The sequence below is a fragment of the Kitasatospora sp. NPDC005748 genome (assembly GCF_040630735.1).
Taxonomy (GTDB): domain Bacteria; phylum Actinomycetota; class Actinomycetes; order Streptomycetales; family Streptomycetaceae; genus Kitasatospora.
Genome location: NZ_JBEXYD010000095.1, coordinates 1 through 20637, shown reverse-complemented (window position 1 = coordinate 20637; position 20637 = coordinate 1). Strand labels below are relative to the sequence as shown.

15 protein-coding genes and 1 pseudogene are annotated in these 20637 nt (G+C 75.5%); 4 read left to right on the top strand and 12 right to left on the bottom strand.

The features are described from left to right. The 3 genes from ABZ495_RS35100 to ABZ495_RS35090 form a co-directional block, all read left to right on the top strand. A partial coding sequence (locus ABZ495_RS35100; protein ID WP_359839971.1) for a trypsin-like serine protease occupies positions 1-1499 on the top strand: 1499 nt, incomplete at its 5' end. Positions 1500-1707: 208 nt separating this feature from the next. Further along, entirely contained in the window at positions 1708-2373 is a 666-nt protein-coding gene (gene ribA, locus ABZ495_RS35095; RefSeq protein ID WP_359839969.1) for a GTP cyclohydrolase II, read from the top strand. 110 nt (positions 2374-2483) lie between these two features. Further along, entirely contained in the window at positions 2484-3704 is a 1221-nt protein-coding gene (locus ABZ495_RS35090; RefSeq protein ID WP_359839968.1) for an FAD-dependent oxidoreductase, read from the top strand. A 132-nt stretch (positions 3705-3836) separates the two neighbouring features. On the opposite strand, the gene ABZ495_RS35085 is transcribed toward ABZ495_RS35090, so the two are convergent. The 11 genes from ABZ495_RS35085 to ABZ495_RS35035 all read right to left on the bottom strand — a co-directional run bounded on the left by ABZ495_RS35085 (position 3837) and on the right by ABZ495_RS35035 (position 18596). Next, the gene (locus ABZ495_RS35085) at positions 3837-5111 is read right to left on the bottom strand and encodes an ATP-grasp domain-containing protein (protein ID WP_359839966.1); all 1275 of its coding nucleotides are present in this window, start codon (positions 5109-5111) and stop codon (positions 3837-3839) included. Positions 5112-5125: 14 nt separating this feature from the next. Further along, entirely contained in the window at positions 5126-6406 is a 1281-nt protein-coding gene (locus ABZ495_RS35080; protein WP_359839964.1) for a glycoside hydrolase family 16 protein, read from the bottom strand. Next, on the bottom strand, positions 6406-8493 hold the full coding sequence (locus tag ABZ495_RS35075; RefSeq protein WP_359839962.1) for a glycosyltransferase: 2088 nt from the start codon (positions 8491-8493) through the stop codon (positions 6406-6408). Before ABZ495_RS35075 ends, ABZ495_RS35080 begins: the two co-directional genes overlap by 1 nt. Then, a complete protein-coding gene (locus ABZ495_RS35070) occupies positions 8486-9298 on the bottom strand; it encodes a polysaccharide deacetylase family protein (RefSeq protein WP_359839960.1) in 813 nt (270 codons plus the stop codon). The genes ABZ495_RS35075 and ABZ495_RS35070 overlap by 8 nt, the downstream gene beginning before the upstream one ends. Continuing rightward, positions 9295-10335: a glycosyltransferase family 2 protein gene (locus tag ABZ495_RS35065; protein WP_359839958.1), complete on the bottom strand. Its 1041-nt coding sequence runs from the start codon at positions 10333-10335 to the stop codon at positions 9295-9297. Before ABZ495_RS35065 ends, ABZ495_RS35070 begins: the two co-directional genes overlap by 4 nt. Beyond that, positions 10335-11705 (bottom strand): hypothetical protein, encoded by a 1371-nt coding sequence (locus ABZ495_RS35060; RefSeq protein WP_359812017.1) that lies wholly within the window; start codon positions 11703-11705, stop codon positions 10335-10337. Before ABZ495_RS35060 ends, ABZ495_RS35065 begins: the two co-directional genes overlap by 1 nt. Further along, on the bottom strand, positions 11705-13033 hold the full coding sequence (locus tag ABZ495_RS35055; protein WP_359839956.1) for a glycosyltransferase family A protein: 1329 nt from the start codon (positions 13031-13033) through the stop codon (positions 11705-11707). Before ABZ495_RS35055 ends, ABZ495_RS35060 begins: the two co-directional genes overlap by 1 nt. Then, positions 13030-14352, bottom strand: a complete 1323-nt coding sequence (locus ABZ495_RS35050; RefSeq protein WP_359809957.1) for a glycosyltransferase — start codon at positions 14350-14352, stop codon at positions 13030-13032. The genes ABZ495_RS35055 and ABZ495_RS35050 overlap by 4 nt, the downstream gene beginning before the upstream one ends. Then, positions 14349-15221 carry a glycosyltransferase family 2 protein gene (locus ABZ495_RS35045; RefSeq protein ID WP_359809955.1) on the bottom strand — a complete coding sequence of 291 codons (873 nt, stop codon included), beginning with the start codon at positions 15219-15221 and terminating at the stop codon, positions 14349-14351. The genes ABZ495_RS35050 and ABZ495_RS35045 overlap by 4 nt, the downstream gene beginning before the upstream one ends. Before the next feature lie 460 nt (positions 15222-15681). Beyond that, the gene (locus ABZ495_RS35040) at positions 15682-17793 is read right to left on the bottom strand and encodes an EAL domain-containing protein (protein ID WP_329490672.1); all 2112 of its coding nucleotides are present in this window, start codon (positions 17791-17793) and stop codon (positions 15682-15684) included. After that, positions 17790-18596, bottom strand: a complete 807-nt coding sequence (locus ABZ495_RS35035) for an SAM-dependent methyltransferase (protein WP_329490671.1) — start codon at positions 18594-18596, stop codon at positions 17790-17792. Before ABZ495_RS35035 ends, ABZ495_RS35040 begins: the two co-directional genes overlap by 4 nt. A 163-nt stretch (positions 18597-18759) precedes the next feature. Between ABZ495_RS35035 and ABZ495_RS35030 the strand changes: the two genes are divergently transcribed. Continuing rightward, on the top strand, positions 18760-20541 hold the full coding sequence (locus tag ABZ495_RS35030; RefSeq protein WP_359809953.1) for a glycoside hydrolase family 15 protein: 1782 nt from the start codon (positions 18760-18762) through the stop codon (positions 20539-20541). Here the strand turns inward: ABZ495_RS35030 and ABZ495_RS35025 are convergent. After that, positions 20538-20637, bottom strand: a pseudogene (locus ABZ495_RS35025) (IS481 family transposase); the annotation flags it as partial. The gene ABZ495_RS35030 and the pseudogene ABZ495_RS35025 overlap by 4 nt on opposite strands.

Here is a 20637-nt window from a genome sequence, read left to right as displayed (position 1 = left end):
ACGTCCGCGCCTGCACCGGCGCTCTCGTCGACCGCAACTGGATCATCACCGCCGCCAGCTGCTTCGCCGACGACCCCGCCCAGCCCCAGACCCTGACCGCCGGCGCACCGAAGTGGAAGACCACCGCCACCGTCGGCCGCACCGACCTCACCACCACCGCCGGCGCCACCACCGAGATCGTCGAGCTCGTCCCCCGCCAGGACCGCGACCTCGTGATGGCCCGCCTCGCCACACCCATCGACGGCATCACCCCGCTCACCCTCGCCACCACCGCGCCCACCGCCGGCGAGAACCTGCGCGTACCCGCCTACGGCCGCACCAAGACCGAGTGGGTGCCCCTCAAGCTCCACAGCGGCGTCTTCAACGTCGGCGCCGTCACCGCGAACGCCGTCAACACCACCGGCACCAACGGCGCCTCGATCTGCCAGGGCGACACCGGCGCCCCCGCCCTCCGCGAGGTCAACGGCAGGACCGAACTCGCCGCCATCGCCTCCCGCTCCTGGCAGGGCGGCTGCTTCGGCAGCACCGAAACCCGCACCGGCGCCACCAACACCCGCGTCGACGACCTCACCGCCTGGGTCCAGCAGGTGCGCGGCACCTCGGTCGGCTGGAAGACCCAGGCCCTGGTCAAGGGCGGCACCGGCCTCTTCCAGGCCGCCCGCCTCTACGACGGCTCCTGGACCCCGTTCGAGGACGTCCAGGCCAAGGCCGGGGACATCGGCGGCGTGCGCGCCGTCGCCACCGCCGGCATCAACGGCGACACCCACGTCGTCGCCCTCGGTGGCGACGGCCACCTGCACCACACCATCCGCCACCTCGACGGCACCTGGGCCGGTTTCGGCGACCTCAACACCAACGTCGGCGACCTCGGCAACATCACCCAGGTCGCCATCGCCTCCACCGGCGCCAACCTGGAGGTCGTCGTCCTCGCCGACGGCCAGCTCTTCCACAGCGTCCGCACCAGCGGCGGGTACTGGACCGGCTTCGGCAAGGTCTTCGAGGCCGCCGGGCCCCTGAGCGGCGTCACCACCCTCGCCACGGCCGGAGTCGGCGGGGACCTCCAGGTCGCCGCCGTCGCGGGCGGGCAGCTCTACCACACCATCCGCTCCGGCTCCACCGGCAGCTGGAGCGCCTGGGGCGCGGTCGCCGGCGCCGCCGGCTCCACCGCCCCGGTCACCTCGCTCGCGATGGCCCGCCAGGGCGACGACATGAACCTCGTCGTCGTCACCGACACCGGCGCCCAGCTCCACACCATCCGCTACGCCAACGCCTCCTGGCAGCCCTTCGGCTCCGTCAGCAGTGTCATCGGACAGGTCACGGCCACCTCGGTCAGCGCCGCCCCGGTCGACACCGGCGCCCAGTTCGCCATCACCACCGGCGACAACCGCGTCCTGACCACCACCCGCCTCGCGGACGGCAACTGGACCGCCCCCCAGGCCCTGAACCTCCAGGGCGTGAACGGCGACCACACCGGCACCGCCATCACCGGCACCCTCTAGCACGCCACGACGGAGGGGGCGGGCGGCCGCACGGGCCACCCGCCCCCTCCGTCGTGACCGGTGGGAACAGGCGAGCCCCACGGGGTGTTGCGAGCCTGCGCCGTCCCACTCCACCCCGGTGCGGGCGGCTCGGAACACAGTTGTTCAAATTGGAACTACCGAGTACCGTCGGGGTCCGACCATCACCCCGGTAACGGAGGCCCCGCCCATGCCGCAGCCTGCCCCGACGCAGCCTGGCACCGCTCCGACGCAGCCCGGCACCGCCACGGTGCGCTCCCGGGTGCGCATCCCGCTCACCTTCCCGGACGGGTACCGCGCGGACGCCGAGGTGTTCACCTTCCACGGCCTGGCCGACGGCGCCGAGCACCTGGCACTCGCCTTCGGCAGCACCCCGGAGGGCGGGACGCCGCTGGTGCGGCTGCACTCGGAGTGCCTGACGGGCGACGTCTTCGGCTCGGACCGCTGCGACTGCGGGCCCCAGCTGCGCGAGTCGGTGGAGCGGATCGCCGAGGCCGGCGGCTACCTGCTGTACCTGCGGCAGGAGGGCCGGGGCATCGGGCTGTACAACAAGCTGGACGCCTACGCCCTCCAGGACGCCGGGCTCGACACCTATGACGCCAACACCGCGCTGGGCCTGCCCGAGGACGGGCGCGACTACACCGCCGCCGCCCAGATGCTGGCGGCGCTCGGCACCACCGGCATCGACCTGCTGAGCAACAACCCGGACAAGGCGGACCAGCTCGCCGCCCTCGGCATCACGGTCGAGCGCCGGGTACCGACCGGGGTGCACCTGTCGGCCAGCAACGTCCGCTACCTCCGTGCCAAGGTGGAGCGGACCGGCCACTCGATCGAGCTGTCCCGGCTGGTCGGCTGAGCCGGCGCGGGTCCGCACGCCCGGGCGGGCCGGTTCGTCCACGCACCTGATGCCGCCGACCGGCCGAAGGGGCATTCTGGAGGGACGTCCGAGTACTCCGGGAGGCGTCCGTGCCGACGCATCGCCGACTGCCGATCGCCGTCGTGGGGGCCGGGCCGTACGGGCTCGCGACGGCCGCCCACCTGTCGGCGCGGGGCAGCGACCTGCGGGTGTTCGGGGAGCCGATGGCGGGGTGGCGCGACCACATGCCCGCCGGGATGTTCCTGAAGTCCACCCCGCGTGCCTCGAACATCTCCGCGCCCGCCCCCGGGCACCGGCTGGCCGACCACCGGACGGCCCTGGGCGTGGCGCCGGTCGGCGACCGCTACCCCGTGCCGATCGCGGAGTTCATCGCCTACGGTGACTGGTTCCAGCAGCGGTGCGTGCCCGGGGTCGAGCGCTGCTCGGTACTCGGCATCGGCTACGGCCACGGTGTCTTCCGGCTGCGGCTGGACACCGGTGAGGAGCTCCGGAGCCGGGCCGTGGTACTCGCCACCGGGCTGCGGGCCTTCGCCCACGTCCCCGGCGAACTGGCCGCGCTGCGGGAGTCGGGCCTCGGCTCGCACACCTCGGACCACGCGGACCTGGGCCGCTTCGCGGGGCGCCGGGTCGCGGTGGTGGGCGCCGGGCAGTCGGCGCTGGAGAGCGCCGCCCTGCTGGCCGAGGCCGGGGCGCGGCCCACACTGGTGGCCCGGACGGCCCGGCTGCGGTTCGGGACCGCGCCCGGGGCGGACCTGCCGGGTGAGCGGCCGGCGGCCGTGCGCGCCCGGTACCCGGGCACCGAACTCGGGCCCGGCTGGAACCTCCTCGGCTACTGCCGCGCCCCCTGGGCCTTCCGTCATCTCCCCGACGACGTCCGGGCCGGCCGGGTGCGGACGGTGCTCGGCCCGGCCGGTGCCTGGTGGCTGCGCGAACGGGTCGAGGACGCGGGCGTGCCGGTGCTCACCGGGTGTTCGGTGGAGTCCGCGCGGGAGCGGGCGGGCGCCGTCCGGCTGCGGCTGCGCGGCCTCACCGGCGCCCTGGAGGTCGACCACGTGCTGGCGGCCACCGGCTACCGGGTGGACGTCGAACGCCTGGACCTGCTCGACCCGGGCCTGCGGCGGGCGGTGCGGCGCACGGCGGACGGGGCGCCCCGGCTGACCGGCGGCTTCGAATCCTCGGTGCCGGGGCTGTACTTCACCGGGCTGGCCGCGGCGAACTCCTTCGGCCCGCTGCTGCGCTTCGTCTGCGGTACGGACTTCGCGGCCCGCCGGATCACGGCCGCCGTCACCGGCGGCGGCGCACCGGACTGACTGGCCGTCAACTCCCTCCCCAGCGCGCCCATTCGCCGCCGCCCACTCGTCGCCGCCCTCACGGCGCGCCCCGTCACGCCGCCCCCGCGCTCACCCGCCCCGTCACGCCGCCTTCCACGCTCACCCGCCCCGTCACGCCCCCCGCGCTCCCCCGCCCCGGGCCGCGGCCGCCAGGCGGCGGGCGGCGTACCGCGCGGCCCGGCCGCCGAACCGGGCGGCGACGGCCACGGCGGGCAGCGGATCGTCCGCGCAGAGCCAGGCCCGCTCGGTGCCCCGGCGCGGCCACGGGTCGGCGGGCGGGCGGTGCTCGTGCCACGCGGCGGACCCGAGGGAGAGCAGGTCGAGCTGGCCGACCCCGTAGCCGCGCCGCAGCTGCGGCCCGGGCGGCACCGGCCGCCCGGTGAGCGACAGGTGCAGCGCCCGCACCACGTCGACGCCCGCGGTGGTCTCGAAGAGCCGGAACTGCGCGCCCGTCCGCGGGTTGAAGTCCACCAGCTTGTACCGGCCGTCCCGCAGGTCGAGCCGCCAGTCGAGGTCGGCGATCCCGCAGTAGCCGAGCCGCCGGCAGAGCCGGACGGCCAGCTCGGCCAGCTCGGGGTTGGCGACGGCCCCGGCCCGGGTGGTGACGCCCGCCCCGGGGGGCCAGGACCGCAGTTTGACGCCCGTGAAGACGGCCAGCGGCTCGCCGCCGGGGCCACAGGTCAGATGGGTGATCCAGTCCCGCGCCTGCTCGGCGGGCAGGTATTCCTGGACGAGCACCGCGAGCGGCGGCCCGTCGCAGGAGGCCCCGGGCGGGCAGTGGGACAGCAGCTCCGCCTCGCTCCGGACGACGGTCGTGTGGCCGACCACCGGGCGCTCCAGCCGGGTGAAGGAGGCGAGGTTCTTCAGCACCAGCGGATACCCGAGCTCGGCCGCGGCGGCCAGCAGTCCGGCCCGGTCGGCGGGCGTCCGGGCGGCCGGGGTGGGGGTGCCGGTAGCGCGGCAGAGGTCGTGCAGACCGCCCTTGTCGGCGAGCCGCCGGGGCAGACCGGGCGGCACCGGCGGCAGCAGCAGGTCCTCGGCCAGCTCGGTCGCGTGCTCGGCGAGCAGCACGGCGGCCTCGTCGTCGGTGGCCACCGCCACGGCCCGCCGCCCGCTCCGCCGCCGCACCTCGCGGGCCACCCCCCGCAGGGCGGCCGCCAGTTCGGCGGGCGGTTCCCGGCCGGTGCTCGGCCTGACCAGCGCTCCGGTCAGGTAGCGGGAGAGCGCGGTGGGCGTCAGCCGGTCCTCGACCATCGCGTAGACCGGGACGCCGAGCCGGCCGAGCGAGCGCACCGCGCCGACGGCGCTGTGCGACAGCGGGTAGTGACCGACCTTCACCAGCAGCGCGGGGACGGCGCGGTCGACGCCCAGCGGGCCTCCTGCCATCACGCTCCCACCTCTCAGTGCTGCCACACCTGGACCCACTGCGCCTGTAGGGCCGCCGAGTCCGTCCCGGCGGGTGGCGACTCCAGGTACCCGACGGCGAGGTTGATCACGATCTCCATCGCCACGGTCGGGATCCGCGAGGGGTCGGTGACCTGGAACCAGGCCTTGCCGTCGACGTACCAGGTCACCGCGGCGGGCTCCCAGTCGACGCCGAAGACGTGGTAGCCGGCGGAGAAGTCGGCGGGGCCCCAGTTCTGGCCGACGTGCTGGTCGGAGCCGTCCGCGCCCCGCCAGTGCAGGTTCATGTGGACGTACTGGTCGGTGTTGGGGAACTCGGCGATGTCCACCTCCGGCGGGGTTCCCCTGGTCGCGGCCGGGATCAGCCAGAAGGCGGGGAAGAAGCCGTGCGGGTTGGCCGGGACCTTGATCGAGGCCGCGAAGTAGCCGTAGGTGAAGGTGTGGCGCGGTTCGGCGTTCCAGGAGTCGCGGCCGGTGGTGACCATGCCGGAGACCCACGGGTACGTCCGGCCGTCGCTGCCCTTCACCGTCCGGGGCTGCGCGGTCAGGGTGAGGCGGCCGCCGCCGGCCTTGACCTGGCCCGGCTGGTACCACTGGTCCTCGCCGTTGCCGGCGTTGGTGCAGCCACCGTCGTTCCAGTCGTAGCAGGTGGTCCAGTTCGCCGTGTCGAGCGAGGAGCCGGTGAACTCGTCGTCGAACACCAGCCGCCAGGTGCCGGGCGCCGGGGGCCGGTTCGCGGCGGCGCCCGCCGGCAGCCCGGTGCCCGACCCCGTCGGCCCGGAGCCGCCGGCCGTCCCGGGGGTTCCGGAACAGGCGGCGGCCGACACCAGCAGGGCGGCCGCCGCTAACCCGCCGGCCGGCCGGCGGGCCCGGCCCGGTCGCCACCGTCCGTGCCTCGGCCGCGCCCCGGCCGGCCGGCCCCGCCGGGTGCGGTGCGGCACCAGGGCGAGCACCGTGGTGACGGCCGCCAGGGCGGCGAGCGCGGCGCCCACCGAGAAGACGTGGTAGCCCAGCAGCGCGACGGCGGTCAGCGCGGCCGGCGCGGTGCTCAGCGCCACCGCGAGCGAGGCGGCGGCGAGCCGGTCGGGCCCGCCGGCCGGCCGGGCGACGGTGGGCCGGGCCAGCAGGACGGCCGCCCCCGGGCCGATCACCAGGAAGCCGCCGGTCAGCGCGACGCGCAGCGGACTGCCCGCCGCCAGCACGGTGGACGCCAGCGCGGCCCAGCCGAGCAGGGCGAGCGCCAGCCGGGCGGCGGTGCGGGGAGGCGGCCTCATCATCACTGCCCACTCTCCGCGAACGGGCTCTCGACGGCGACCTGGGCGGAGTGCCGGTAGACGGTGGCGTCACCGTCGGTGAACACCACCCGCAGCGTCGGGGAGGCGGAGGCCGCCGCGCGGACCCGGTCGACGGTGTCGGCGGGCAGGATGCCGGTCAACGTGCACTCGGCGGTCTGGGCCTTGGTCAGCACGAGGTACGAGGGGCCGGTGACGGCGGGGTCGGCGAGTGCGGCCTCGACGGCCGAGGCCGGGTCGGCGACCAGCTGCCGGCGGTCGTCGGGCGTGCCCACCGAGAGCGCCGTCCGGCTGAGCTCGTCGTAGCGCTCCTCGGAGCCGGGCAGGTCCGCGGTGACCGAGACGATCCGCGACCCCGGCGGCGCGGTGTGCGCGACGTAGCGCAGTGCGGCGACCTCGCCGGGGCTGAAGGTGTTCATGGCCTCCTTGCTGTAGTAGCCGAAGACCAGGCCGCCCAGCAGGGCGAGCAGTGCCACCAGGGTCAGCCCCCGGCGCACGGCGGGCAGCGCCCGGCGCGGGCGGCGGGCCCGGTCGCCGGCGGGGGTGCCCGCCGGGGCGGCGGGGCCGGCCGGAGCACGGGAGGACGGGATCAGCACGGTCGCGGCGAGCAGAGCGGCCGCGGGCAGCGCGAACAGGTAGGCGCGGAAGATCATCTCGCCGCCGTAGCTGTTGGCGAGCAGCAGCGGGACGGGCGCGATCAGGAGCAGCGGCAGGGGGGTGCGGCGCACCCAGCGGTGGTGTACCACCGCCGTCACCGCGAGCAGCAGGACGGCGGCGGTCAGGCCCCGGTCGACCCAGGAGGCGAACACCTGTCCGGGCGCGGGCTGGGCGAGCCGCTGGAGGCCGGGCAGCGCGTTGTTGTCGGGCGAGGCCAGCGCGGCGACCAGGTTGCCGATGTTCTTGGCCAGGTAGGGCCGCGCGACCGTGGCGTCCCAGGCGAAGGTGATGCCGACGGCACCGACCAGGGCGGGCAGCACCACCCGGCGGTTGCGCCGCGGGAGGGCGAGCATCAGCAGGGCGCTGATCAGCATCAGCGGGGTGAGCTGGTGCGAGCAGGCGATGGCGGCCGTCAGGACGAGCACCAGGGCGAACGGCAGCGGGCGCCACCCGCCCCGGGGCGGGATGTCGGTCACCCAGGTCATCGCCCGGGCTCCGGTGCCCGGCCCGCTCCGCGCGCCGGCCGGGCCTCCCCCACCCGCCGTGGATCCCCCACCCGCCGGGCCTCCCCCACCCGCCGTGGCGTCCCGGCCGACGGACGCTCCCCCGCCGGGCGGTCCCTGCGCGACGCGGGTGGCCGCCAGCCGGCGCAGCACCAGCGCGAGCACCGCGAGGAACAACAGGTAGGAGAAGGCCTGCGGGGAGAAGTAGTCCTGGCCGATCCAGGAGGTGCTGTAGTAGATCCAGATGCCGCCCCAGACCAGCCGCCGGTCCCGGGTGACGGTACGGAAGATCAGCAGCAGCGGGCCGAGCAGCAGGACGTTGGTGAGCACCGGGAACCAGGCCGCGTACCCGAGCGCGGAGTGCAGGCCGGTGGCGCGCAGCAGCAGCACGTTGAGCTGGAAGAAGCCGGGCCACTGGTTGTAGATGTCCAGCTCGCCGGCGTTCGGCACGGAGCCGTCGTGGCGCAGCATGGCGTCCACGACCATCACGTGCTTCCAGGCCCACGCGTACCGCAGTTCCGGGTAGAGCAGGGTGGGCGTGGCGTGGAGGAAGGCGATCAGGGCGAGGACGTACCCGGCCGCCCAGCGCTGGCGGATCCGCCGGTCGCGCAGGACGGCCACGAAGCCGGCCACCAGCAGGGCCAGGCCGGTCCAGTACAGGGCCGGCAGCACCTGGATCAGGCCGAGGTCGCCCATGCCGCCGAGCCGCACCCGGGGCAGCGCGAGCAGCCACAGGGCGAGCGCCACCGGCAGGGCCAGGCGGGCGAAGACGCCGAGCGGCCCGGCCTCCCGGCAGCCGGCGCGCAGCGCGCGCAGCGGCCCCGCGCGCAGGCGCCCGAAGGGGCGCGCGCCGTCGGGCTCCGGGGGCGGGCCGCCGGTGGGGAGCTGGGCGGGGGCCAGTTGGTCAACCATTGGACGGCCTTCCGACCGGACTGCCGACCGCGGTGCGCAGCCGGCGGTAGTTGCGCCAGAGCCGCGTGTAGAGGCTCTCCGGGACGGGTCCGACCCGGGCTCCCCGCCCGGCGATCCAGCCGTCGAAGACGTGGTCGGGGGTGTCGCTGCGGACCATCAGCCGGCAGATCCGCAGCACGGAGTCGGAGGCGGAGCTGAACTTGTTCTCCACCGCGGTCGCCGACGTCCAGCCCGCCTCGCGGACCTTGCGCCGGACGGCCGGGCTGGAGTAGCCGTGCGGGTAGGCGAACGCGGCGACCTCGTGGCCGAGGGCGTCCTCCAGGCGCCGCTTGCACTCGACGATCTCGTCGGTGCAGCGCCGCCCGTAGACGGTGTCCAGCTGGGCGTGGGTGACGGAGTGGCCGCCGATCTCGACGCCCATCGCGTCCAGGGTGCTGATCTGCCGCCAGTTCAGCATGTCGGCCGGCGGGAAGAGGCTGCCGGTGGGCGGGCCGCCCGGCGGGTGGACGGCGCCGACGGTGACGTAGAGGGTGGCCGGCAGGCCGCGCTCGGCGAGCAGCGGGGCCACCGTCCAGTAGAAGTCGGCGAACCCGTCGTCGAAGGTGAGGACGGCGGCGCGGGGCGGCAGCGGCGGGCCGCCGAGGATCGCCGAGACCAGCCGGCGCAGCGGCACCACGGGCCGCCCGCTGTCGACGATCCGGTCGATCTGGCGGCGGAAGGCCGCGGGGGTCACGGTGTACGGAGCGATCCACGGCGGCGGGTCGTCCGAGACCGAGTGGTACAGGAACACCGGAACCTCCTTCATGGCCGGCTCCTGGTGGACACGGCCGCGACGCCGGGCCGGGCGGCGGGGGCCGCACCGGTCTCCCCGGCGTCCCCGGCGTCCGCGGTGGCCGCGGTGTCCGCCCGGGCGAGCCGGCCGACGGTGTACCCGGCCGCCGCCAGGCAGGCGCCGGCGCCGAGCGCCCCGGCGGCCCGCAGCCGTCGCCGGCCCAGCGCGCGGAGGATCGCGGCGGGCAGCGTGCGGCGCACGTAGCGGCGCTCGGTGGACAGCGCCGACCGGCTGCCCGCGTAGCGGGCGACGACGGCCTTGGAGCGGCCCTCCGCGTAGCAGCGGGAGCTGAAGTAGCGCCAGGTGGTGCGGGCCGGCGGGACGTGCTGGCGGACGACGGCGGCGGGCTCGTAGCGCAGCTCGGTGCCGGGGTGCCGGGCGGTGAGCCGCAGGCAGAGCTCGGTCTCCTCGCAGCCGAACGGGCTGGTGCCGATCCGGCCGAGGTCGCCGCGGAAGCCGCCGGCGGCGACCACCGCGGCCCGGCGGAAGGACATGTTGGCGCCGATGAAGTTGCGCACCGTGCCCGTGCTCCCGGCGGCCCCGGGGTAGGAGCAGCCGACCACCCAGTCGTACTCGGGCGGGAACCAGCCGGGGCGGCCGGTCTCCCACCAGGAGTCGACCCGGCCGCCGACGCCGAGCACCCGCGGGTCGCGGAAGCCGGCCAGCAGCCGTTCGGTCCAGTCGGGTTCGGCCACCGCGTCGTCGTCCAGGAAGGCGACCAACTCGCCGCGGGCGAGCGTGACCCCGGTGTTGCGGGCGCCGGAGACGCCCGGGCGTTCGGGGCTCTCGACCAGCCGCAGGCCGGGGCGGGCGGCCAGCCGGGCCGTCAGGGCGGGGCAGTGGTCGACCACCACGACGGTCTCGTCGGGCTGCCGGCGCTGGGCGCGGACCGAGTCGAGGGCGGCGCACAGGTCGTCCCAGCGGTCGAGGGTGTAGCTGCAGACGACCACGGACAGGGTGGGCCCGGGGCCCGGTGCGGTGACCGGTCCGGCGTTCGGCACGGTGTTCATCACGATCTCCGATCGGACGACGGCAGCCAGCGCGGGAGGGCGACCAGCAGCGGGAGGGCGAGGACCGTCGCGGCGAGCAGCCACGCCAGCCCGACCCCGGTGAGGCCGAACACGGGCAGCAGTCCGGCGACGAGCGCGATCACGAGGACGGCGTAGACGAGTTGGAGCCCGATCATCCAGCCCAGGGCGCGGCGCACCCGGGCGACGTCGGTGGCCAGGCTCAGCACGACGGTGGGCAGGGCGGAGAGGGCCATCAGCCGCAGCACGGTGGTGCCGTGCTCGGCGTAGCCGGGCCCGAACAGGCGCAGCATCCAGGGGGCGAAGGCCACGATCACGGCCACCGCCGCGAGGACGAGCAGTCCGGTGTGCCACATCATCCGGCGGGCGTGTTCGGCGAGCCGCTCGGGTGCCCGGGCGGCCTCGACCACCAGCGAGCTGCCCATGCTGTAGGCGGCCATGTAGAGGCTGTCGGCGATCACCCAGGCGAGCGAGTAGTAGGCGTTCTGCTCCGCGCCGAGCACGGCCAGCACCATGAGCGGTACGACGCTGCAGGCGGCGATGCCGGAGATGTTGCCGAGGTAGTCCGCGACGGCGTAGCCGGCCACCCGCGGCGGGGCGGACGCGGTGGCACCGGCCGCCCGCTGGTGGGCCGGGATCGCCCGGCGGAAGAGCACGACGTTGGTGAGCAGGACGGTGATGAGCAGCGCCGCCGCCCAGGAGACCAGGATCCCGGTGCCGACCGCGAGGACCGCGCAGACGGCCAGCGCGCCCGCCTTCGCCAGGGCGAACAGCGCGTTCTCGCCGAGCACCCAGCCGGTGCGCCGCAGTCCGGTCAGCGCGCCGTCCTGGAGGACGAAGAGCGAGTAGCCGGCCGTGACCACCACGAAGGCGACCGCCACCACCGGCTGCCGCAGGTAGCCGAGGCTCGGGGAGATCCACGGGATCAGCAGCAGGAAGAGCACCGCGGCGAACGCGCTGGCGGCGATGCTCGCCGCGTAGCAGCGGGCCACCAGCCGGCGGGTGTGCTGCCCGGCGCCGGGGAGGAAGCGCACCAGGACGCTGCTGAGGTTGAACCGGCCGACCGCGGAGAGCAGCCCGGCGGCGGAGACGGCGGCGTAGCTGAGGCCGACCGTCTCGGCGCTGTACCAGCGGGTGGCGAACAGCCAGAAGATCGCGCCGAGCGCGGCCGCCACCATCGAACTCGCCAGCAGGATGTGGCCGTTGCGCAGCAGCGGTTCCCCGGCCAGCCGGGCCCGGCCGGCCCGGGCGCGGGCCCGCAGCAGGTCGCGGTAGGAGCACTGGCAGGGCAGCGGGCGCGGGCAGGAGCAGGGCCGGGCGGGCGCGGCCGAACGCGTGCTGAGCGACTGCATCACGACCAGTCCTCCGCCCGGAACCGGCGGTCCTGCCGCCGGCTGACCAGATAGCTGAACGGTCCGCGCAGCAGGCCGCGCAGTTCGAGCCGGCCGAGCCGGGCCAGTCCCGGATCGCCGTCGCGCCCGCCCCGGCCGGGGTCGGCCGGGGCGGGCGCGACGGCCCGGCGCAGGGCGTACCGGGTGCCGGCCGGGAGGCGGCGCAGCAGCTCGGCCAGCAGGCCGGGGCGCTGCGAGACGGCGGCGGTCAGATAGGCGCCGAGGCCGGTGCCGAAGCCCTGGATCTGGGCCTCCAGCTCGGCCATGGTGCGCCGGTGCCGGTGCCAGACGACGGCGTCCGGCCGGTACGCGAGGGTGTGACCGGCGACCAGGACGCGCAGGAAGGCGAGCAGGTCCTCGCCGCCGCGGGTCGGCGTACCGGCGCCGGTCGCCGGGTCGAAGCCGCCGAGGTCGCGGATCACGGTGGTGCGGAAGGCCATGTTGGCGCCGGTGCCGAAGCGGCCGGCGGCGAAGGGGAAGAGCGGGTCGCGGCCGGCCGTGCGCGTCGACCAGTCCCGGGGGGCGAAGCCCTTGCCGAAGCCGCAGTACCGCTCGAAGACGGCCTGGGCCTCGGTGTCGAGTTCGGCGGGCACCACGAGACCGGTGACGCAGGAGACCCGGGGGTCGGCCCGGAAGGCCCCGGCGAGGGCGCTCACCCAGCCGGGGTCGGCCAGCGCGTCGTCGTCGGTGAAGGCCACGTACTCGCCCCGGGCGGCGGACAGGCCGCGGTTGCGGGCCCGGGCCAGGCCCGGCACCGGCTCGCGCAGGTACCGCAGCCGGTCCGGCCCGAGCGTGCGGATCAGCCGTTCGGTGGCGTCGTCCTCGGGGGCGTTGTCGACCACCAGGAATTCGGTGGCCGGGTAGTCGGTGCGCAGCAGCGCGCTCAGGCTGTCGCCGAGCAGGGTGGGCCGCCCGCGGGTGCAGACGACGACGCTGACCAGGGGTGCGCGGGCGCCGGGGGGCGGCGGGGCGGGGGCCGCCGGCCCGGTGTCGAGGTGGCGTTCGGCCGCCTCGACGAGCCGGCGGCGCAGCCGCCCGGCGTCCGGGCCGGCGTCCGGGCCGGCGTCCGGGCCGGCGTCCGGGCCGGCGTCCGGGACCGCGCTACCGTCGGGACCTGGCCGGTCGGCGTCGACGGCGACCAGGCCGAGCGGTCGGCCGGCCCGGCGGACCAGGGCCACCACGGGCCCCTGCGGGCGGACCGGGGCCGTGAAGCCGGGCCGCCACGGCCCACCGGGCCGGTCGAGATCGAGTTCCACCACCTGGGCGGGCGCCCGCAGGACGGTGGTCATGACGCACCTCCGGTGCGCGGGCTCCGCTGGCGCCACACGCTGATCAGATAGCCGAACGGCCCGACCAGCAGCCCGCGGAACTCGCGGCGCCCCAGCCGCAGCAGCGCGGCCTCGCCCTCGGCCGGCCCGCAGCGGGCCCGGTGCCGGCGCACCCGCTGCCAGCGGCGCAGACCGGAGGGGACGCGCCGGACGAGCGTGGTGAGCAGCCCGGGCCGGTGGGCGACGGCGGCGGTCAGGTAGGCGCCGAAGCCGACGCCGAAGTTGAAGACCTGCCGGGTCAGCGCGTCGCCGGTGCGCGGGTGGCGGTGCCAGACGATGGCGTCCGGCTGGTAGGCGACGGTGTGGCCGGCGTCGAGCATCTGGAAGAAGGCCAGCAGTTCCTCGCCGCCGCGGGCGGGCGTACCGGCGCCGGTCGCCGGGTCGAAGCCGCCGATGCCGCGCAGCAGGGCGGTCCGGAAGGCCATGTTCGCCCCGGAGCCGAACCGGCCGACCGAGAACCGCATCAGCGGGTCGTCCGGGCGGTCGCGCAGCGACCAGTCGCGGGCCGCGAACCCGCGGGAGTAGCCGCCGTACTGTTCGAGTGCGGCCTGGGCCGGGGTGTCGAGTTCGGCGGGCAGCACGAGGCCGGTGACGCAGCCGATCCGGTCGTCCGCGCCGAACGCCCCGGCCAGCGCGCCGACCCAGCCGGTGTCGATGATCAGGTCGTCGTCGGCGAACGCCACCACCTCGCCGTGCACCGCGGCCAGGCCGCGGTTGCGGGCCCGGGCCAGGCCCGGCACCGGCTCGCGCAGGTACCGGACGCGGTCCCGGTACCGCGTGGCGACGAGGCGTTCGGTGGCGTCGCTCCGCGGGGCGTTGTCGACCACCAGGACCTCCACGTGCGGATAGCCGGTCCGCAGGAGCGAGTCGAGGCAGCTCCGCAGCTGCTCGGTCCGGTCGCGCGTGCAGACCACCACGCTGACCGTGACCGGGCCCGCGGGCACCCGGGCGCGGCCGACCCGACCGGGACGCGCCGCGGGTGTCGCGGTGGACAGGGCGGGAACCGGGAGTTCCCGGTGGGCGACGTCGACCAGCGCCCGGCGCAGCGCGGCACTGTCGCCCGCTGTTCCGGTGGCCGTGACCAAGCCGAGCGGGTGTCCGTGCAGCCGCACCAACGCCAACACGCGGCCGACCGGGTCGACGGTGCCGAGACCACCGGGCGAGCGCAGCTCGCTCGGATCGTCCAGGTCAAGGTCGACGACGCGGACGGGGGTGTAGAGCGAGTCGCGGGCGGCGGAGCGCGGGCAGGCAGCTGCGGTGCGCCGGTCGGAGCCATTCATCGTTGCTCCCCCGCGGAGGCTGCCGCCGAGGACCGGGCGCCGGGACGCTCGGTGATCAGGGTCCTCAGCACCCGGCGGCCGTCGGAGACGGCGTGCAGGTGGGATCGACCGCTGCGGCGGGGGAGTTCCAGGCTCGGCACCTCGGCCATCCGCAGTCCGGAGCGCAGCGCGTGCGCGATCATCTCGGCCTCGATCTCGAAGCCGGAGGAGCGCAGGTCGAGCGCGTCCAGGAAGGAGCGGCGGAAGGCGCAGTAGCCGTAGCACAAGTCGGTGAGGCTCGCGTCGTAGAGGCGGTTGACCACGGCGAGCAGCGCGCGGTTCCCGAAGGAGCGGACCTTGGTGAGGTCCAGCGAGCCGCCGCCGGCGATGCACCGGGAGCCCTTGACGAAGTCGAAGCCGTGGTCGAGGAAGTGGAGGAAGTGCGGGATCTCGCCGGGCCACATCGAGCCGTCGGCGTCCATCATGACGATGTACTCGCCACTGGCGGCGGCGAAGCCGGTGCGCAGCGCGTTGCCCTTGCCGGGCCCGCTCTGCTGGACGCTGCGGACGGTCGGCAGGCAGTGCCGGGCCATCGGGACGGTGGCGTCGTCGGAGGAGCCGTCGACCAGGATGACCTCGTCCACGCAGCGCGGGATCTGCTCGAACACCCAGGGGATGTTGCGGGCCTCGTTCTGGGCGGGGACGACCAGGGTGACGCTGTGCCGACTGGCGACGCCGTCCCCGGCCCGGCGCATCGGCCGACGGGCCGGGGCCCGGTCCTCGGCGCGGCGCATCGGCCGTCGGGGGGCGGCCCGGTCCTCGGCCCGGCGCTGCGGCCGGCCGTCGTGGTCCGGGGACGGAACGACGTGGGGGGGCAGGGTGGTGCTCATCGGGGGCGGCCTCTCGGAGGGAGGAGGCGGCGGGCGGCGCCGGGCACGGCGCGGCCCCTGTGACGGGGCGGGCCCGGTGCGCGACGCGGGGGTGCGCGGGGCGGGGCCCCGGAGGGAAGTCCCCGGGGGGACGGCCGAAACGGTGGGGAGCGGCTGAGGGCGGCCCGGTCGGGGGGTGCGCCGCCGGCTCCCGGGCGCCGAAGCGCCGGTCTGTCGAACTGGCCGAATGTGCTTCCCGCACCGGAGTGCGGGGTGTGCCAGGGCCTCATCGTGCCCAGGTGACCGCCGTCACGTCAAGTAGTTTGTCCGGATTTTGCCTGGTTCGTCGGGCCGGATTTTGCCTGGTTCGTCGGGCCGGATTCTGCCTGGTTCGTCGGGCCGGATTCTGCCTGGTCCGTCGGGCCGAGGTGCTCCCCTGGTTCGTCCGGCGGTGCCGGCGGCACCCGCCCGGGCCGGCCGGTCAGCCGACCGGCCGGCCGCCCGGCTCCTCGGCGATCCGGCGGGCGATCTCGGCCGGTCGCACCGGCCGCCCGAAGTGCCAGCCCTGCGCCCAGTCGCAGCCGATGCCGCGCAGCCGCTCGGCGTCCCGGAGGGTCTCCACGCCTTCGGCCGTGACCGTCAGGCCCAGCGCGTGCGACATCGACACCAGGCCGCTGACGATCCGCCAGCCGGTGGCCGCGTCCTTGGCCGGGTCGTGCAGGTCGCCGACGAAGGAGCCGGCGATCTTCAGCCCGGAGACCGGCAGGTCACGCAGGTAGGCGAGGTTGGACCAGCCGGTGCCGAAGTCGTCCACGGCGAGCGAGACGCCCTGGTCGACCAGCCCGTGCAGGGTGCGCAGCGCCTCGTCCTCCGGGCCGACCACGGTGGACTCGGTGATCTCCAGCTGGAGCCGGGCCGGGTCCAGCCCGGTGGAGTCGAGGATCCGGCCGAGATCGGTCACCAGTGCGGCGCTACGGGCCTGACGGACCGCCAGGTTGACGTTCAGCTGGGGCGCGTCGTCGCCGAACCGCTTGATCCAGTCGGCCGCCTGGCCGCAGGCCTGCTCCAGCACCCAGCGGCCGAGCGGCATGATCAGGCCGGTCTCCTCGGCGGTGGTGACGAACTCGTCCGGGCCCAGCACGCCCAGCTGCGGGTGGCGCCAGCGCACCAGCGCCTCGACGGCGGCGAGCCGGCCGTCGGCCAGCGCGTACAGGGGCTGGTAGTCGATGAAGAACTCGCCGCGGTCGAGGGCGGCCGGCATCCGGACCGAGACCGCGTAGCGGCTGACCGCGCGGGCGTTCTCCTTGGGGTCGAAGAGCGTCCAGCGGCCGCGGCCGGCCTCCTTCGCCCGGTACAGCGTCAGATCGGCGGCGCGGACCGCGGCGCCCGGCGTGGTGGTCGAGATGCGCCGCTCCAGCACGCCCACGCTGGCCCCGACGGCGAGCTTGTGATCGCCGATCAGGACCGGCCCGGCGAGCGCCTTCAGCACCGTCTTGGCGGCGGCGACGGCCTCCTGTTCGCCGCGGCAGTTCTCCAGCAGGACGACGAACTCGTCGCCGCCGAGGCGGGCCACCAGGTGGCCGAGCGGGGTGAGGGCGGCCTTCAGCCGGGCGGCGACGGCGGCCAGCAGCTGGTCACCGGTGTCGTGGCCGAGGCTGTCGTTGACCACCTTGAAGCCGTCGAGGTCGACGTAGCAGAGGCCGAAGCGGGCGCCCGGGTCCGGCTCCTCGAAGAGCTTCTCCAGCCGCTCGAAGAAGGCGGCCCGGTTGGGCAGTCCGGTCAGCGGGTCGTGGGTGGCCTGGTGGCGCAGCCGCTCCTGGAGCCGGTAGCGGTCGGTGATGTCCTCCAGCATGGCCACCTGGTACTGCGGCCGGCCGTCGTCGTCCCGGATCAGCGAGACCGTGAGGTGGGTCCAGACCACCTCGCCGTCGTGCCGGTAGTACGGCTTGTCGACCTGGAAGTAGTCCCGCTTCCCGCTGATCAGCTCCTCGTACGCCTCCCAGACGCCGGGGGTGTCCTCGGGGTGCACGAGGTCGCCGACCCGGCGGCCCCGCATGTCCTCCGGCGCGGCCCCGAACAGCTCCTGGAGCGCCTTGTTCACCGCGAGGATGTTGCCCTCGGTGTCGCCGATGCCGATGCCGATCGCCGCGCTCTCGAACAGCGCGCGGAACCGCGCCTCGGAGGCGCGCAGCGCCCGCTCGGCCTCCCGCCGGGCGCTGTCGGCGGCGGTCCGGATGGCCTCCTGCTCGCGCAGTGTCCGCTCGCGCAGGGCGGCCGCCCAGCCGGCCGCGAAAGCCCCGCAGAGCGCGGGCCCGCGGTCGTCGGCCGCGGGGTGCTCCTGGAGCAGTTCGAGGGCCCGGGCCAGCACCACCGGGTCGGTGAAGTGGGCGTCGACGAGTTCGGCGCCCGCCCGGGCGGCCAGCCCCGGGTCGAACGGCTCGCCCAGCTGGGCGCGGTGGAGCAGCGCGGCGGTCCGGGAGACCAGCCTGCCGAGCAGGCCGGGGTGGACCGCCGTGCCGTGGTCGCCGGAGAGCAGCCGCGCCCAGTCCTCGTGGAACCGATCGGCGCTGCCGGGTGCCGGCGCTTCGTTCACCGGCGGAACCCCACGCCCGCCATCCCGGTCATCCGCTCGGGGTGCCGGCCGACCGCCTCCGGCTGCTCGGGGCGCCACTCGGGGAGGTAGACCACACCGGGCTCGACCAGCTCGAACCCCGCGAACATCGCGGTGATCTGCTCGCGGGTGCGCATGGTCAGCGGGGTGGGCGTCATCCGGTACAGCTTCTGGTGGTCCTCGGCCTGGTCGGGCCGGCCCTCCAGGGAGGCGTGCGAGAGGATCAGCGCGCTGCCCGGCGGGAGCGCCTCGCGCAGCACCTCCAGCAGCTTCCACGGATCCTCGGAGTCGCTGACGAAGTGCATGACGGCGACCAGCAGCACGGCCACCGGCTCACCGGGCGCGAGCAGCGCGGTCACCTCGGGGCGGCCCAGCAGGTCGTCGATGTCCCGGACGTCGGCCTGGACGACGGAGCAGCCCTCGTCCTCCGCCAGCAGCAGCCGGCTGTGCGCGACGGCGACCGGGTCGCGGTCGATGTACACCACCTCGGCCTCGGGGCGGATCGCCCGGGCGATCTCGTGCACGGTGCCGAAGGTCGGGATGCCGGAGCCGATGTCCAGGAACCGGGTGATGCCCTGCTCGGCGGCGAACTGCACGCCGCGGCGCAGGAAGGCCCGGTTGGAGCGCATGATCTGCGGCAGCTCCGGCCAGAGCGCGATCGCCTGGCGGGCCATCTCCCGGTCCACCTCGAAGTTGTGCGACCCGCCGAGGTAGTAGTCGTAGACCCGGGCGGCGTTCGGTTTGTCCAGGTCCGTACCTTCCGGTACCCAGTTCGGTCGCCGCATCCTCGGGACTCCTTCATTCCGGTTCCGGTGAACCAGTCGCCGCGTGGGACTGCTGGTTCTGATGAGACTACAAGCACACAAGATCCTCCTCTGCACGCCGAACGCGTGCAAGCGGAATCGCCCCGTCCTGCCGAGGACGCGCCCCGGCCGGAGAATGGACCCGATGGCCGGACGGATCGAGGACTACGCCCTGATCGGCGACCTGCAGACCGCCGCGCTGGTCGGGCGGGACGGGTCGGTCGACTGGCTCTGTCTGCCCCGGTTCGACTCCCCCAGCTGCTTCGCCGGGCTGCTCGGCGACCGGCAGCACGGCGCCTGGCGGCTCGCCCCGGCCGGCGGCGCGCGGTGCTCCGCGCGCCGCTACCGGGGCGACAGCCTCGTCCTGGAGAGCGACTGGCACACCGCCGACGGCACCGTCCGGGTGACCGACTTCATGCCCCAGCGCGGCCGGGGCGGGCAGCGCTCCCCGCAGCTGATCCGGATCGTGGAGGGCGTCGAGGGCAGCGTCCCGGTCCGCGGCGAGCTGCGGCTGCGGTTCAACTACGGCCGGATCGAGCCGTGGGTGCGCCGCACCGGCCGGCACCGGGTCGCCGTCGCCGGGCCCGACTCCGCCTGGCTGCGGGTGCCGCCCGAGGTCCACACCTACGGAGTGGACGGCGTCACCGTCTCCGACTTCACCGTCACCGCCGGCAGCCGGGTGCCCTTCGTCCTCACCTGGCAGCCCTCCCACCTGCCCACCTCCCCGCGCACCGACCCGGAGGAGGCCCTGCTCGCCACGCTGCGCGACTGGCAGCACTGGGCGGCCGGCTGCCGCTACCGGGGCGAGTGGCGGGAGGCCGTGCTGCGCTCGCTGCTCACCCTCAAGGCACTCGCCTACGCGCCCACCGGCGGGATCGTCGCCGCGCCCACCGCCGCACTGCCCGAGCGGATCGGCGGCACCCGCAACTGGGACTACCGCTTCTGCTGGCTGCGCGACTCCTCGATGACGCTCTCGGCGCTGCTCCGCGGCGGCTTCCGCGACGAGGCCGCCGCCTGGCGGCGCTGGCTGCTGCGCGCCATCGCCGGCGACCCGGGCGACCTGCAGACCGTCTACGGCGTCGCCGGGGAGCGCGTCCTCGGCGAGATCTCCGCCGACTGGCTGCCCGGCTACGAGGGCTCCCGGCCGGTCCGGTTCGGCAACGCCGCCGTCGACCAGCTCCAACTCGACGTCTACGGCGAGGTGGTGGACACCCTGCACCTGGCGCTGCTGGCCGGCCTGCCGATGGAGCGGCACGTCTGGACGCTGTTACGGGCCCTGATGGCCTACCTGGAGCAGCACTGGCGCGAACCCGACGAGGGCCTCTGGGAGGTACGCGGCGAGCGGCGCCACTTCGTCCACTCCAAGGTGATGTCCTGGGTCGCCGCCGACCGCGCGGTGCGGATGGCCGAGGCCACCGGGCTGCCCGCGCCCGTGGCCCGCTGGCGGGCGATGCGCGACGCCGTGCACGCCGACGTCTGCGAGCACGGCTACGACCGGCGGCGCGGCGTCTTCGTCCAGCACTACGGCGGGCAGGGCCTGGACGCGGCCACGCTGTTCGTCGTCAAGTGCGGCTTCCTGCCGCCGGACGACCCGCGCGTGGTCCGCACCGTGGACGCCGTCCGGGACGGCCTGGACCACGGCGGCCTCGTCCTGCGCTACCGGACGCACCGGCACACCGACGGCCTGCCCGGCGGCGAGGGCGCCTTCCTGGCCTGCTCGTTCTGGCTCGCCGACGCGCTCGTCGCCACCGGGCGGCGGGCCGAAGCCCGCGACCTGTTCGCCCGGGTGGTCGGGCTCGCCAACGACCTCGGCCTGCTCTCCGAGCAGTGGGACCCGCGCGCCCGCCGCCAACTCGGCAACACCCCGCAGGCGTTCACCCACGTCGCCCTGGTCAACACCGCCTTCGAACTGTCCGAGCCCGCCTAGGTGTTCTGTCCCGTGAGGTTGGGGATGCGGCTGGCGGGTGGCTTGCCTGCGAGTGCGGTGTGTCCGCGGTGGTGATTGTAGGTGTGGAGCCAGTCG

Bases quoted from the DNA above. Each gene is read 5' to 3' on its own strand.
- ribA (WP_359839969.1), top strand. From the start codon at position 1,708: ATGCCGCAGCCTGCCCCGACGCAGCCTGGCACCGCTCCGACGCAGCCC.
- ABZ495_RS35085 (WP_359839966.1), bottom strand. From the start codon at position 5,111: ATGGCAGGAGGCCCGCTGGGCGTCGACCGCGCCGTCCCCGCGCTGCTG.
- ABZ495_RS35080 (WP_359839964.1), bottom strand. From the start codon at position 6,406: ATGATGAGGCCGCCTCCCCGCACCGCCGCCCGGCTGGCGCTCGCCCTG.
- ABZ495_RS35075 (WP_359839962.1), bottom strand. From the start codon at position 8,493: ATGGTTGACCAACTGGCCCCCGCCCAGCTCCCCACCGGCGGCCCGCCC.
- ABZ495_RS35070 (WP_359839960.1), bottom strand. From the start codon at position 9,298: ATGAAGGAGGTTCCGGTGTTCCTGTACCACTCGGTCTCGGACGACCCG.
- ABZ495_RS35065 (WP_359839958.1), bottom strand. From the start codon at position 10,335: ATGAACACCGTGCCGAACGCCGGACCGGTCACCGCACCGGGCCCCGGG.
- ABZ495_RS35060 (WP_359812017.1), bottom strand. From the start codon at position 11,705: ATGCAGTCGCTCAGCACGCGTTCGGCCGCGCCCGCCCGGCCCTGCTCC.
- ABZ495_RS35055 (WP_359839956.1), bottom strand. From the start codon at position 13,033: ATGACCACCGTCCTGCGGGCGCCCGCCCAGGTGGTGGAACTCGATCTC.
- ABZ495_RS35050 (WP_359809957.1), bottom strand. From the start codon at position 14,352: ATGAATGGCTCCGACCGGCGCACCGCAGCTGCCTGCCCGCGCTCCGCC.
- ABZ495_RS35045 (WP_359809955.1), bottom strand. From the start codon at position 15,221: ATGAGCACCACCCTGCCCCCCCACGTCGTTCCGTCCCCGGACCACGAC.
- ABZ495_RS35035 (WP_329490671.1), bottom strand. From the start codon at position 18,596: ATGCGGCGACCGAACTGGGTACCGGAAGGTACGGACCTGGACAAACCG.
- ABZ495_RS35030 (WP_359809953.1), top strand. From the start codon at position 18,760: ATGGCCGGACGGATCGAGGACTACGCCCTGATCGGCGACCTGCAGACC.